This window comes from Stieleria varia, assembly GCF_038443385.1.
In the GTDB taxonomy this organism is placed as follows: domain Bacteria; phylum Planctomycetota; class Planctomycetia; order Pirellulales; family Pirellulaceae; genus Stieleria; species Stieleria varia.
This window is the reverse complement of record NZ_CP151726.1, coordinates 3,206,503-3,220,830: the sequence shown is the minus strand read 5'-3', so window position 1 is coordinate 3,220,830 and position 14,328 is coordinate 3,206,503. Positions and strand designations below refer to the sequence as shown.

General features: G+C 56.8%; 9 protein-coding genes. 3 read left to right on the top strand and 6 right to left on the bottom strand.

Going from position 1 to position 14,328, the window contains the following annotated elements:
• The first annotated feature begins 2 nt into the window (after positions 1-2).
• Together Pla52nx_RS10650 and Pla52nx_RS10645 are read left to right on the top strand one after the other, a co-directional pair.
• The gene (locus Pla52nx_RS10650; protein ID WP_146521666.1) at positions 3-1,835 is read left to right on the top strand and encodes a phospho-sugar mutase; all 1,833 of its coding nucleotides are present in this window, start codon (positions 3-5) and stop codon (positions 1,833-1,835) included.
• Between the two features lie 271 nt (positions 1,836-2,106).
• Complete coding sequence (locus tag Pla52nx_RS10645) at positions 2,107-3,495, top strand: SLC13 family permease (RefSeq protein ID WP_146521665.1); 1,389 nt, start codon at positions 2,107-2,109, stop codon at positions 3,493-3,495.
• A 237-nt stretch (positions 3,496-3,732) separates the two neighbouring features.
• Here the strand turns inward: Pla52nx_RS10645 and tnpA are convergent, their stop codons facing one another.
• The 5 genes from tnpA to Pla52nx_RS10620 form a co-directional block, all read right to left on the bottom strand.
• Entirely contained in the window at positions 3,733-4,176 is a 444-nt protein-coding gene (tnpA, locus tag Pla52nx_RS10640; protein ID WP_146521664.1) for an IS200/IS605 family transposase, read from the bottom strand.
• Between the two features lie 561 nt (positions 4,177-4,737).
• Positions 4,738-5,988, bottom strand: a complete 1,251-nt coding sequence (locus Pla52nx_RS10635; RefSeq protein ID WP_146521663.1) for a DEAD/DEAH box helicase — start codon at positions 5,986-5,988, stop codon at positions 4,738-4,740.
• A 98-nt stretch (positions 5,989-6,086) separates the two neighbouring features.
• Positions 6,087-7,676: an ABC transporter permease subunit gene (locus Pla52nx_RS10630; RefSeq protein ID WP_146521662.1), complete on the bottom strand. Its 1,590-nt coding sequence runs from the start codon at positions 7,674-7,676 to the stop codon at positions 6,087-6,089.
• 2 nt (positions 7,677-7,678) lie between these two features.
• Entirely contained in the window at positions 7,679-9,205 is a 1,527-nt protein-coding gene (locus Pla52nx_RS10625) for a sugar ABC transporter ATP-binding protein (protein WP_146521661.1), read from the bottom strand.
• 9 nt (positions 9,206-9,214) lie between these two features.
• Positions 9,215-10,276: a sugar-binding protein gene (locus tag Pla52nx_RS10620; protein ID WP_146521660.1), complete on the bottom strand. Its 1,062-nt coding sequence runs from the start codon at positions 10,274-10,276 to the stop codon at positions 9,215-9,217.
• A gap of 389 nt (positions 10,277-10,665) precedes the next feature.
• On the opposite strand from Pla52nx_RS10620, the gene Pla52nx_RS10615 reads away from it, so the two are divergent.
• Positions 10,666-12,150, top strand: coding sequence for a sensor histidine kinase (locus Pla52nx_RS10615; RefSeq protein WP_197454832.1), 1,485 nt, complete (start codon positions 10,666-10,668; stop codon positions 12,148-12,150).
• 73 nt (positions 12,151-12,223) lie between these two features.
• On the opposite strand, the gene Pla52nx_RS10610 is transcribed toward Pla52nx_RS10615, so the two are convergent.
• The gene (locus Pla52nx_RS10610) at positions 12,224-14,116 is read right to left on the bottom strand and encodes a sulfatase-like hydrolase/transferase (protein ID WP_146521658.1); all 1,893 of its coding nucleotides are present in this window, start codon (positions 14,114-14,116) and stop codon (positions 12,224-12,226) included.
• Positions 14,117-14,328 lie beyond the last annotated feature (212 nt).

The following is a 14,328-nucleotide window of genomic DNA, read 5'->3' as shown; positions in this document are numbered from 1 at the left end:
TCATGACCAGCTCGGATTCCGACATCCAGAACGTTTTGGACGATGTAACGAAGGCCGCCGCCGAAGGCAAATTGAGCAAAACAGCCGCCGAAAATATTCGCTGCTGGCTGACGGAAGATCGTTACTCGGGCTATCGAGACGAGACCGCGGCTCACGTGCGTGAGGAGAAATGGCAGGCTCTGGACGATGCGTTTTGGACCATCATTCCCTTCGGAACCGGTGGACGCCGAGGACGCATGTATCCGATCGGGTCCAACGCGATCAACGACCGAACGATCGGAGAGAGCGCCCAAGGATTGGCCGATTACGTGGTGGCCTATCACGGGGACAGCGTGAAACCACTTTCCTGTGCGATCGCCTACGACACCCGTCACAAATCTCGCCATTTTGCCGAACTGTGTGCCGGCATCATGGCTGCCGCCGGGATCAAGGTTTATTTTTTGGATGATTACCGGGCCACGCCTCAACTTTCCTACGCCGTGCGATACAAGAGCTGTGATTGCGGCATCATGGTCACCGCCAGTCACAATCCGCCCAGCGACAACGCCGTAAAAGTCTACTGGTCCAGCGGCGCTCAAGTCTTGCCGCCGCACGACAAAGCGATCATCGATCGCGTGATGAGTTGCCAAGAAATCCGAGTCATGCCCTTTGACAAAGCGATGGCAGAGGGCTTGGTTGAAATCATCACCGATGAGATCGACAAGGCGTTCGTGGAAGTCGCTTCGCAGTGTGCGTTTCCCGGGCCTCGTGATGTCAAAATCTTGTACACCCCGCTGCACGGCGTGGGCGCCGAAGCCGTGGTGCCGTTGTTGGCCAAGGATGGATTTGAGCAAGTCGAAGTTTACGGACCGCACGAGGAAAAGAGCGGTGACTTTCCCAACGTCCCCGGACACGTCTCCAACCCCGAGAACCAAGCCGTTTTTGAAAAGCCGATCGAGTACGCTCAGAGCAACGGATTCGATGTCATCTTGGCGACCGATCCTGATTGCGATCGTCTCGGCGTCGCTGCTCCCTTGACGGCGGATACCTCTGGACCGTGGGGAACTCTCAATGGAAATCAGATCGGCGCGGTGTTGGCCGAGTACGTTCTGGGCAAACGAGCCGCGCAAGGCACCCTGTCGCCGGAACACTACGTGATCAAGACATTGGTCACGACAGAGCTGACTCGTCGAATCGCACAGTCGCACGGCGTACGCTGCGTAGGCGATTTGTTGGTCGGATTCAAGTACATCGCTGAGACGATGGACAAGGAAGGACCGGATAAGTTTGTGTTCGGAACCGAAGAGTCCCACGGGTACCTTGTCGGCCAATACGCGCGTGACAAAGACGGCGCGGTGGCATGCATGTTGCTAAGCGAGTTGGCAGCCGAGTTGAAGGCCAACGGGGTTTCGATGCACGAGTATCTCGCCGATTTGTATCGTCAGCACGGCTATCACAAGGAATACCTGATCAATCTGTTCATGGAAGGCAGCGAAGGGATGGCGGCGATGCAACGTTTGATGAGAGCGTTTCGCGAGTCGCCTCCAAAATCGCTCGCCGGGATCCCCGTCAGTCGAATTCGCGATTACCTCAATAGCACAGCCACCGATACGGCGACCGGAGAGTCGACTCCGCTGGGCGACCCCGTGGGCAATTTGATCATCATGGATCTGGCCGAAGAAGGAAACTACGTCGCGGCACGCCCCAGCGGCACGGAGCCGAAAATCAAACTGTATGTGTTCACTCGACTGCCGACGGATCGTTCGCAAGATTTGGACGCAGCGGAAGCAGAACTGACCGCACGGCTGGAGGCGTTGGAAGCTGACATGCGAGCATTTGCCAAAGCAAATAGCTGAGCCACATATGGCACGCGGGCTGTTGAGATAGTGAGCCGCGACGCGTAAGCGGCTTGTTGATTTAGTCCCTGTTGGGAATGGAAAGACTGTAGGATGGGCACTTCTGCCCGTCTGATTATGCAGTGTCGGCCAAGAGTGGCCAACCTACGACTAAACCAACAGGCTGCAAGGCTAAACTGGTCAAACTTTGCGTGCGTCCTAGTGCGGCGCTCCTCAGGTTGTTGGCACTTCTCCCTCCACACTTTTCTCCCACCGTCTCAGGCTCCCCGAAATGCTAAAAACATTTGCGTTGTTCGGTGGGCTCGTGGTTGCGATCGCCGTCGGGACCGCGTTGTTCGCGACGGGGTCGGACCCCAAGGTTGCTTGGACGGCTGGCGTGGTGACGTTGTGTGCGCTCTGGTGGATTTTTGAGCCGATCCCGATCGCAGCGACTTCATTGATACCGCTCGCGATCTTTCCGGCGGTTGGTGTATTGACCACCGATCAAATCGGTCAATCGTACGGCAGCCCGCTGGTGCTGTTGATGCTGGGCGGTTTCATGCTGTCGGTCGCGATGGAGAAAAGCAACACGCACCGGCGATTGGCATTGAGCATGGTGAACGCGTTCGGTGGTGGCGGCCGATCACTCGTGTTCGGCTTCATGACCGCATCGGCCGTGTTGAGCATGTGGATCAGTAACGCCGCCACCGCGTTGATGATGTTGCCGATTGTGATGGCGGTTGCCGACAAAACGTCCGATGTCGCGTTGCGAACCAGCTTGCTGCTCGGCGTCGCGTACGCGTCCAGCATCGGCGGTATCGGCACACCCGTCGGGACGCCTCCCAATCTGGTTTTCATGAAGCATTACACCAAGCTGACCGGATCGGAACCGACGTTCCTGCAGTGGATGAGCTGGGCGTTGCCGATCGTGGTGGTGATGATCCCGATAGCGGGACTCTGGTTAACGCGAGGGATCAAGACCAAGACACAAATCGAGTTGCCCACGGTGGGGCAATGGCGAACGGAAGAAGTACGCACGCTGGCAGTTTTCGCGGTCACCGCGTTGTTGTGGATCACCCGTGGTGGTGAAGAATATGGTTGGAGTTACTGGTTGGGGTTGCCCAATGCGAATGACGCCAGCGTCGCACTGTTGGCCGCCGTCGCGATGCACTTTTTGCCTAACGGAAACACCAACGCCGATGGAAAGCGAGAGATGCTGTTGGACTGGCCGAGCGCGGTGAAGATCCCCTGGGGAATCCTGATTCTCTATGGCGGTGGGATCGCGATTGCAGAAGCGTTCACGGAATCAGGATTGAGCGATATGCTGCGGGATTCTCTTTCGGGGCTGGCGAGCGTCCCGGTCGTCTTGATGATCGCAGGTCTATGCCTAGCCGTTACCTTTTTGACGGAAGTCACCAGCAACACGGCGACGGCAACGCTGCTGTTGCCCGTGCTGGCGTTGGCTGCGGTATCAGCGAAGCTTGATCCGCGTTTGATCATGGTGCCGGCCACGATCAGTTGCAGCTTCGCGTTCATGCTGCCCGTGGCAACGCCACCCAACGCGATCATGTTCGGCAGCGAACAGTTGACGATCAAAACGATGGCCCGCGAAGGATTCGTCTTGAACTTGATCGGCGTCGTGGTCGTGACGGCGATCTGCCTGTGGAACTTTGCAGGTTAGGTTGACCGTGGGTGCGCCTTCGGCGACCCACGGCTACCGTCTGTGATCCCTGTCGGGATCTTGATGTCATACAGCGCATGACCACGAAGTGGTCATAGATGGTAGCCGGCGGTAGAGCGTAGCGATCACCGCCGGTCCGGTTCACCAAAGACGAACCGACCCCGACAGGGGTCGCAGAGATCGCCTGTCTGACCGGCTATCGGATTCGCTGACGCAACCCAAAGCCGACGTCACTGATTACTCAAGGTACTGCGGATCAAATTCAATGCCTGCAAGCTTGAGGATCTCGACCAACTCTTCCAGAAACGTCATCTTGCGATGATGCTCCTTTTGGTTTTCGATGTATCGACTCACGGTCGAACACGCGTCAGGGCTTACCGAGAATATTGCATATCCGTCTTGCCATACAAATGGCATGAACCCGATCTCACTGTGGACCCAAGCGGTTGCGGCTTTCTTGATCTCACGCACCAAGTCGCATGGTCTGTGCGTCGTCTTGCACCCCACCAGCAAATGGACGTGATCGGCAACGCCTCCGACCTTCAATGGAATTGCGCCGAGTCCTTTGATGGTTCCTCCAATGTAGCTATGAAAATCTTCTATCCATTCTTCCTCGATCCAAGGCTTTCGATGTTTGGTCGAGAATACGATATGAAAGTGAATCGAATGGTACGTCGACATGTTTTCATCCTCATCTGATCTCAATCGGGAAAACTGCCAACGTACCAAATCTGCGACCGCTTCGCGGTCGAACGTGAATGCGTCCGTCTGACCGTGGGTGCGCCTTCGGCGACCCACGGCTACCGTCTGTGATCCCTGTCGGGATCTTGAAATGCATGACCACGAAGTGGTCAGAGATGGTAGCCGGCGGTAGAGCGTAGCGATCACCGCCGGTCCGGTTCACCAAAAACGAACCGACCCCGACAGGGGTCGCAGAGATCGCCCCTCTGACCGGTCTAACCGTGGGTGCGCCTTCGGCGACCCACGGCTACCGTCTGTGATCCCTGTCGGGATCTTGAAATGCATGACCACGAAGTGGTCCAAGATGGTCTAACCGTGGGTGCGCCTTCGGCGACCCACGGCTACCGTCTGTGATCCCTGTCGGGATCTTGACCTACCTGAGATTGGACGCGCCGGAGAGATGACACTTGCCGGACGTTTGGCGAGGCTCGCTATCGACTTGGAAAGTCGAGCGACTATTGTTTCACGTCTCGGAGAGACGCGACTACGTGACTTTCGACTTTAGCGGCGGCGGCGGGAGACTTTGCGGTGCATCGGGTTGAGCATTTTTCGCACGACGGGCTCATCCGCGACTTCTTCTTCGACCGGTTTCAACGTCACCGTCTCGAATCCTTCGATCGAATCTTTGATCAACAATTTGTTGATGCGGTGTTCGATGTTCGTCAAGAAGTCTCCTTGGCCGGGCGAGACGAAAGTGAATGCGATGCCGTCGCGTCCCATCCGCCCGGTTCGTCCTACGCGGTGGACGTAGTCGTCACAGTCCTCGGGCACGTCGAAGTTGACGATGTGCGAGATCGTGCTGATGTCGATTCCGCGACCGACCACATCGGTGGCGACCAAGATCTGTAGATCGCCGTCACGCAAGCGTTGCAGGACGCGATCGCGTTCGCGTTGCTGCATGTCGCCGTGCATGCTGCCGCAGGAGGGGAAGGTTTTGGAAAGTTCTCGGTACAGTTTGTCAGTCCCGCGGCGAGTTCGGCAAAACACGATCGCTTGATCGGGCTGTTCCCGGAGCAACAACAGCCGCACAAGGTCGCGTTTGCGATCGGGCTCGACGGTGAAGTAACGTTGTTCGATCGTTTCGACCGACATGCCTTGTTTGCTGCAGTCGATGACCAATGGGTCGTGCATGTACGATTCGGCAAGCTTGCGAACCGTGGTCGGCAAGGTCGCCGAGAGCAGCAGGGTTTGACGATCCGTGGGGCACTTGCGCAAGATGCGTTCGATCTGAGGCCGGAAACCGATGTCCAACATCCGGTCGGCTTCATCCAGCACCACGCACCAAACGTCACCGGTACGCAGCGAGCGGCGTTGCAAGTGATCGTGGACTCGACCGGGGGTGCCGACAACGACTTGGACGCCGTTTTCCAGTTGCCTCAATTGGGTGCGAATGTTTCGTCCGCCTGCCAGGACCGCGATCTCGGTGGGGACCCCGTAGGCCAACCGCTTGGCTTCCTCGCCCACCTGATCGGCCAGCTCACGGGTCGGCACCAGGATGATCGCTTGGGGGTCGCGACAGTTGTCCAGAGAATCAAGCTGTTCCAGGATCGGGATGGCGAATGCCGCCGTCTTGCCGGTTCCCGTCCTGGCTTGCCCGATCACGTCGATACCATCGAGCGCGTGGGGGATGAGGGCAGATTGAATGGGGGACGGTGCCGTGAATCCGGCTTTTTCTAGCGCCCGGTACATCACCGGGGAGAGCTCCATTTCGGCAAACGTCCCGGTTGCCGCGTCTTGTTTCTTTTCGTTCATTTAGAAAGTCTACCCTTAAGGCAGAAAAATAACCACGAGTCGTTTTTGTGGTTCTGTGTGATGTTTTCATCAAAGGGGCATGGCGGGAGCCCGATTTTCTAGGACGCCGCCGCGGCGGCCCGTTCCGTTTCCAAAGCTGCCGCGTCTGCCAGCGCTGCCCTCTTTGCCACAACCCGCTTGACCATCACGTCAGCGATCACGCCGATCAAAATCACCAGACCAATGATCGCAAATTCCAGTTTCGTGCTGATCCCGAGGATACTGATCGCGTTGTAGAGCACCCGCATGACGGCGGCTCCGATGACAACGCCCAAAATGCTGCCTTCGCCGCCTCGCAAGCTGCAACCACCGAGCACGGCTGCCGCGATGGCATAAAGCTCATAGAAATTGCCAAACTCGGACGGTTGTACAGAATTGATATCGAGGGAAAACAGGATCCCTCCCAAGCCGGCGGTCATGGAGCAGATCACGTAAGCCAGGACGGTCATACGTTTGGTATTGATCCCGCTGTACTGGGCGGCTTCTTCGTTTCGCCCCATCGCCAGCAGGTATCGACCGTAAATGGTTCGATTCAGAAAAATCGCCGCCGCAATGGCCAAGGCGATCAAGATCAGCATGGTTGAGGGCACCCTGGTCTGCAGCAGCTCCGTGAATCCCAGCAGTCCGATCATGCTAGAGACGACCACCAGCGGCAGCAGGGCTTTGGCCGTCGGGCTAACCGTCGCCCCGGCGTTGAGCACCGCCCCGGCAGCTCCCATGAACGCCCCGACGGCCAGAAAGACGCTGACCATGATCAACGTCTGCAGCCACTTGCCCGTCACGGTCATGATTCCGACCTGCCACGTATCACTTTGGCTGATCTGGTTAAACATCGGCGCGACCTTGCCACCAAACACGAACAGCAACACGCCGGCGATCGCCAATCCGATCAGTGGTTTGACCATCCTGGGGGGCTGGGACATGATCCCAAACGCGACGAAAGCAAGCACGGCGGGAACGAAAATTCCCCACCCGATCATTCTCATGCTGGACTCGTTCAACATGCCCGACAAGACCAACAGGCCACCGCAGCCCAGTGTGACGAGGGTGCCCAGCATGCCGGTCATTGAAGTCGACGTTGTCTCGGAAGCGTCAGGTGCCGCACTGTTACGTTGTCGCCAGCCCTGCCACACCCCCCATGCGATCACGGCAACGCCGACGGCCAGGATCAAAGTCGGCCAGCCGATCGGCTTGCCGTTGGCCAGTAGACGCAAACCATCGTCATAGCTGCTGCCCAAGCCAAGCGTTTGGTCATCGGTCAGCCATCGAGCAACACCGCGATAGATCAGCAAGCCGCAGAGGGTGACCACAAAGGGCTGCAATTGCATTCGCGTGATCAACAATCCGTGTATCAATCCGATGACCGCCGCTATCAGCATCACCAAACACAAGGTGACGGGTATCGGTAAACCAAAATCGACGATGAACATCGGCAACAAGCAGCCCGTCAATCCGACAACCGAACCGATCGAAAGATCAATGCCTCCGGTGATGATGACGAATGCGGCTCCGATGCTCAGTACGCCAAAGAGTGCCGACCAGTTGGTCGTGTTGGAGATGTTGCGGCTGGAAACGAACTGTTCACTCAACAATGCGGTTGAGAGACAGATAAAGATCAACAGGCCCAGGATGCCGAGGATTTTGTTCATGCTCAAATGCTACTTGTTGCGTGGGTGGTCTGTCCCGTTGCCAGTCTCATGATGGACTCCTCCGTCAACTCCGACCGATCCAACTCGCCCGTCAAATTGCCTTCGTGCATCACAAGCACTCGATCGGACATGCCGATGATCTCGTCCAGTTCGCTGGAGACAAACAGAACCGCCATCGAATCCGCAGCGAGCTTTTCCATCAACCGATAGATTTCTTCTTTCGCTCCGACATCGATTCCCCTCGTCGGCTCATCCAACAACAACACCTTGGGGCCGAGCGTCAGCCATTTGCCGATCACGACCTTTTGCTGATTTCCACCGGAGAGGTACCGGACGACTTGATCTGGCCCTGGCGTTTTGATGTTCAACGCTTGAATGCTGTGCTCTGTGTCGGCGTCTTCTCGGGCATCGTCGATGAATCCCCCGGGGCGTCTGTTTCGATACAACCCGGCCAAAGAAGTGTTGTGTCGAACCGACATGTCGATGATCACGCCTTGCTGTTTGCGATCTTCAGGGACCAACGCAAGTCCCGCGTTGATCGCATCGACGGGTGATGATAAGTCGACTTGTTTGCCGTCGACTCGGATGGAACCCGCCAGCGGTTTGTGGACACCGAACAGGCACTGCAACATCTCTGTCCGTCCCGCGCCGACGAGTCCGGCCACGCCAACGATCTCGCCTGCGGCAAGTGAAAAGGAAATGGCATGCTTGGGATTCTCTGGCACCACCAATCCGTCCACTTGCAAGACCGTGTCACCCAAGTCGTGCTGGCTGCGGGCATAGAACTGTGAAACGTCGCGACCGACCATCAAACTGACCATGGCCGAATGGTTGATTTCGTCACGCTGCAACTCACCCGCGTTCTCGCCGTCTCGTAAAACGACGACACGATCGGCCAACTCGATGACTTCTCGTAGTCGGTGAGAGATGTAGATGATGCTGACGCCGTCGCGTCGCAACTGTTTGACCACGTCGAACAGCGTTTCGGTTTCGGCCTGGGACAAGCTGGAGGTGGGTTCATCCATGATCAACACGCGGGCTTGCATCGACAGGGCTTTGGCGATCTCCACCAACTGCTGTCGCCCAATCGTCAACTCACGAACCAGAGTGGACGGATCGACTCGCAAACCTACTTGATCCAGATAGCGGGCCGATTCGCGACGGATCTGTGCATCGTCGATGAGTCCCATCCGACGTGGCTCGCGACCCAGAAAGATGTTTGCCCCGACATCGAGATTGTCAGCGAGATTGAGTTCCTGGTGGATCAAGGCGATGCCAAGGTCCATCGCTTCCTTGACATGGGTGATCGCAACGGGATTTCCATCGACGGCGATGGTTCCTGTGTCGGGCGTTTGCACACCGGCCAGGATTTTCATCAGTGTACTTTTGCCGGCACCATTTTCCCCGATCAACGCCAAGACTTCACCACGTCCGAGCGTCACACTCACGTCGCTCAACGCGCGGACGCCGGGGAAGCTCTTGGATAGACGCTCGACGCTCAGTAATGGGGATTCATCCGGTGATGTCATCAGCCAACATCACTGCGTGGATTCGCCGGTCAATTCTTTCAACTCCGCCCAAAACTCATCGACATTGTCCTTGCGGATCGATCGAGCCGGGATGTCGATGAACTTGCTCTCTGGGATCACCGATCGGTCGCCACGGGCGAGTGCTGCAAGGATTTCGACGGACTTGTAACCATACATGTACGGGTTTTGGACAACGGTTCCATAACAGTTTCCTTCCTGGATCGCTTGCAAAGTGCGGTCGTCTTCATCGAATCCCACCACCTTGATTTCGCCGAGCTTGTCTGCCCCGCGAATGGCTTCGAGCATGTTGGGCGGGTTGTAGGCGAACAGGCCGACCATGCAGCCAAGATTTCCGTACTTGACGATCGCGTCTTCGGCGTTGCTCTTGGCTTTGGCGAAGTCAAAGTTGTCAGTCCGCGTGTCCAGGATGGTGTACTTGTCACCCTTGAGCACATCGCTGGCCGGATCGTACTGGCGATCAGGATTGTGGTCTCGATCGAGCAACTCATCGATCACTCCTTGGCGACGCAGATCGGCGTTGAGTTGCCCTAGGCGTCCGACGAAAATGATCACTTCGCCGCCCTCCGGCATCGCTTCCTTGACGAGCTTGCCGCACATGCGTCCGGCATCGTAATTGCTCATTCCGATGTACAGCAAACGGTCGGTCTCGGGTGCGTCCGAGTCATGGGTGATCAGATTGGTTTCTGCGGCGGCTTTGTTGATGATGTCTTTTTGGTTGTCCGGATTGATCGGCGTGACAGCGATCCCGGCGACTTTCATGTTGATCAATTCCTCCAGGATTCGTTTTTGCCCCGCCGCTTGATCGGTGGGCATACGAACGATGCACTCGCAATCATTGTCCTTGGCCGCATTTCGGCAACCGGCTTCCGCGATCGTCCAGAACGAAGCGATCCCGTTGGTCACAAAGGCAACCTTGGTCTTGCCCGAGTCGCTGCTGGCTTGGCTGCTGGTCTTTTCGATCGTGCAACCGGATACCAATGCCGTCACGAGGCAGAGCGTCGTGATCGACAGCAACCAATGAGGACGACGTTTCAAAATTCGGGAATCCATGACGGGGCCGGCTCTGAATGGGGGAGGTAGAAAAGGAGCGAGGTTTCGCGTGGGAAGGGAAGGCACAAAGTGTAGGTGGGTCGGTGCCCGATCGCAAGTTTCATGATTCTCTCACCGGAAATGCCCCGGCTTGTGAACGCTGGGCAAGCAATGCGGGTCTGGCAAGGTGTGACGTCGGGTTTCCCTCGACAAGATCGTCACATCTGGTTCGTGATACGGGGGAAGTTGCCAATGAGCGGCTTTCGCATCGGTTCCACTGAGGACCAATGGTGAGTTCGGTCGACCGCATGTGAATGTAACGGGTTGGTCGGGGAGCACGAGACATGTCTCTCCAAACAACAAACCCCTCTGGGGCGTTTCTATTTCATGTTCGACGGAGCCTCCAAGCTGTGACTGTCCCCACGCCATCTGCCACGACCGACACGCGAACGGCGATTCATGGGGTGACCTTTCCAGCAACCCAAGCCGTCTCGCTTCAAACGCCATTGGTTGACGGCAAAGCATCTGTACCACTCACATCGGACCATGCCGGCGCCATCGCTGGCCCCGATCCGTCGACGATTCGCTTGATCAGCGAGACCGCACACGATTTGCGCGCGCCATTGAACACGATCCGAGAATCCGTCCGACTGGTTCGCGACGGAGAACTGGGGCGACTGACGCCGTCGCAAAACGAGTTCCTCAGCGCCGCAATCGATCAGTGCGACTGTGTCGATCAGATGGTCGACGAGATGGTGCATATGCAACGTCTCAACAGCGGCTTTCCAAGAGCGCGACGACGCTGGGTAGCGCTGAGTGAAATCAAGGACGCGGTGAGCAACACACTGCGACCTTGGACCTTGCCGCGGAACGTGCATATCTTGTGGGACGGTCCATCGGACATGTCCACTCAAGTGTTTGGTGACGCGGCGATGCTGCGTCGACTGGTCGTCAATCTCGTCACCAACGCAATCCGTGTGACTGCGGAAGGCGATCCGATCTTGGTCCGCATGGTGCCCGTCTCCGGTGGCCGAATGCTTCGTTGGTCCGTCGTGGATCAAGGCAGCGGGATTTCACCGGCGGACATGGAAGCGATCGCACGCGATCATTCCCCGAGCGGCTCCGGCGGCGGTCTTGGACTGCTGATCGCCAAACAACTGGCAGCGGTTCACTACTCGCCATTGTGGATCGAGTCCCGAATCAATACTGGAACCGTGGTCAGTTTTGAAACTTGCATCGGAGGACCGAGCAGCGTCGCCAGGGCATGGGCCGACTGGCGGCGTGCAAGTGAAGCCGCAGGAAAAAACGAAAACCCGCCGCGTGTTCGCAGTTTCGTTCGCCAGCAGTATCCGCCCCGTGATATCTACGCGCCGCGTCGCGTCAGAATCGACGTTCCTACCGTGCTGGTCGAACTTCGTGAAAAGGAATCCATTCGTCCCGCCGGTCGACAGATCATCATCGGCGGCGTGGACCTCGGCGCGGCAACATCACTCAGTGTCGCCGCACAGTTTGACGAAGCATTGCATTCTGCGATGGCGATGGGCGAAATGGCATACCGTGTCGGCCAACGCAGTTGGACTTGGGTCTTTCAGAGTGATCCTCAAGCGGTGCGTCAGCGGATTCAGCATGTTGAACGACAAGCACGGGATAGACACGCGGGATTAAGACTCTCGTGGGGACAGGCAATCAACCTCGGCGAACTGAACAAGCACACCGCGATCCGATTGAGCGATTTTCTGGTTCGTCAATCGCTGCGTGCCAGCCGCCGCCATATCAGCGATGCCGATCAAGTCCGCTTGGGGACGCAACCGATTGTCGAGTCATCGATCGCAACACGCCGATTGGATGACGAAGCAAGACGGTTGGACGAGTATCGTCGTCTGAATCGACGGTAGATCGGAGACGCTGGCGAAGTGGACGGTGGTAAGAATTGGTTGCGAGGGGAATTCTGGCGAATCCCATTACGTGTTAAGGCTTGCCTGACAAGTAATCCAGTCGACGGTCCAATTCGCTGTTCTTTCGGCGATCCAAAATCGCAGCGAATTGAAGTCGTTTAGGGTCGATCGGAAAACGATCGCCATACAGATCTCTCAAGTACACCGCAGAATTCACCATCCGCAACGCTTCCGGTTCGTTGGTGGCACGCTCGAAACTGCGGTACAGATACGGCATCGTATCGATGTCGCTGACCATTGCCAAAAACTCGATGGCACGAACCACCACCAACGGCTCAATATCCAGAAGCAGTTCCTGAGCCCTGGGCGCCAACGATGCGACCGCTTTACCGTGACTGCTGCAGGCCACCAACGCCCAGTAACGCACCCACGGATCTTCGTGCTGCAGAGCTGCAGCAAGTTGGATCTCCGCGTCCTCGGGCGGCAACAAAGCCAAATTGACCGTGTCGATCATCGCCAACAATTGAGCGTGATTCTGTTGGCCAAACACCACCGGATTTTTGATCGCCTCGGACACCACCACGGCTTCGGTAAAGAAACTCAGGTCGGGCATCGACACCAACCGATCACGCAGCTTGCGACGTAACAATTCCAGCTGCTCTTGATATTGGGGATCGTCTGCCAAGTTGTTGATTTCATACGGATCGGAATCCAGATCGTACAACGCTTCGGCAGGCTTGGCCCTGAAGAATTGGCTCTGCACGTCGTTTAGCTTGCCAGCCTTGTACAGGTCACGCCATTCTTGGTACGCCAACATTTTGTAGCGGTAATTGTTCTGCAGAGCGTCAGGCAAGAACGGCTCAAAGTTGCGAATGTACTTCCATTTGCCGACTCTCAGTGAGCGCACGAGATCGTATTTTTCGTCAAAGCGATCGGCGTATCCAAAGGTTTCGTTTCGCTGATCCACTTCGTCTGCGTCAACGTTCTTGCCGAGAAAAGCACGCCCGTCGATACCTTCTGGGCGTTCCAACCCGGCCAGCGCCAGAACGGTGGGACCGAAGTCGACGAACTCGACAAAGCCATCGGTGCGACTGCCCAGTTCACGCCTCGCCAGTCCTTGAAACTTGGCAGGGACACGGATCACCAACGGTACATGGAGGCCCGACTCGTAAAGGTAGCCTTTGGATCTGGGTAACACGCCGCCGTGATCGCCGAAGTAAAACACAAAGGTATTTTCCAGTTCGCCGTCCGCTTCCAATTCCTCCAACAGTTTGCCGACCAGTTGGTCGATCTGCATGATTCGATCGTGATAGCGAGCCCGCGTGAATCGAAAGATTGGTGTGTCGGGAAAATAGGGTTGCAGTTTGACGCTTGCCGGGTCGGTCTCCGGAGCTTGCTCCATGGCTTTGGCTGGAAAATGCAAACTGCTTTCGTGCGAGTCGCCGTAAGTCTGCACGTGGAAAAACGGCATCGACTTGTCAGGACGATTTTTCCAATGTGCCTTGGGCGACGAAGCGTCCCAGACATCGTCTGCTTTGACCGCGTTGTAGTCTTCCTTGCGTTGGTTGGTCGTGTAGTAGCCGGCGTCACGCAAGTAAGCCGGGAACATTCGCACGCCATCAGGCATCGGCGCGACGGTATCGCGGCGATGAAACTGCGTTCCGATTCTCGGAGCGTAACAGGACGTGATCAACGTCGTCCTGGCGACAGAACAAACAGGGGCGTTGGAAAATGCGTGATTGAAAGTGATTCCGTGCTCGGCCATCGCCTCGATGTTTGGTGTCGGCGCACCGGCGGGGTCGAAATGCTGCAAGTAGTCCGCGGAATTGTCCTCCGACATGATCCAAACCACGTTGGGCCGATCTGCGGCGTGCACGATCGTGGCGGAGAGCCATAGCACGAGCAACGCGGCAAAACGGATGCAGTGTTTTGAATTCAAGATGCCGAACAAGGATGGGCGATGCATGGAGAAGGCTCCGCAGAGAATGAGCGTGACAATGATGGGCGACCATTGATTGTAACCGCTCTCTGCACCGAAAGAGTGATTCACGTAGTCGCGTCTCTCCGAGGCTCGAACATTTCGCGTCTCGGAGAGACGTGCGGAAAATAAGTGTCGCGAAATCCACGTAGCAATCATCGCTTCGCGTAATTTTGGCAACGGGAGAGGACACTTATTCT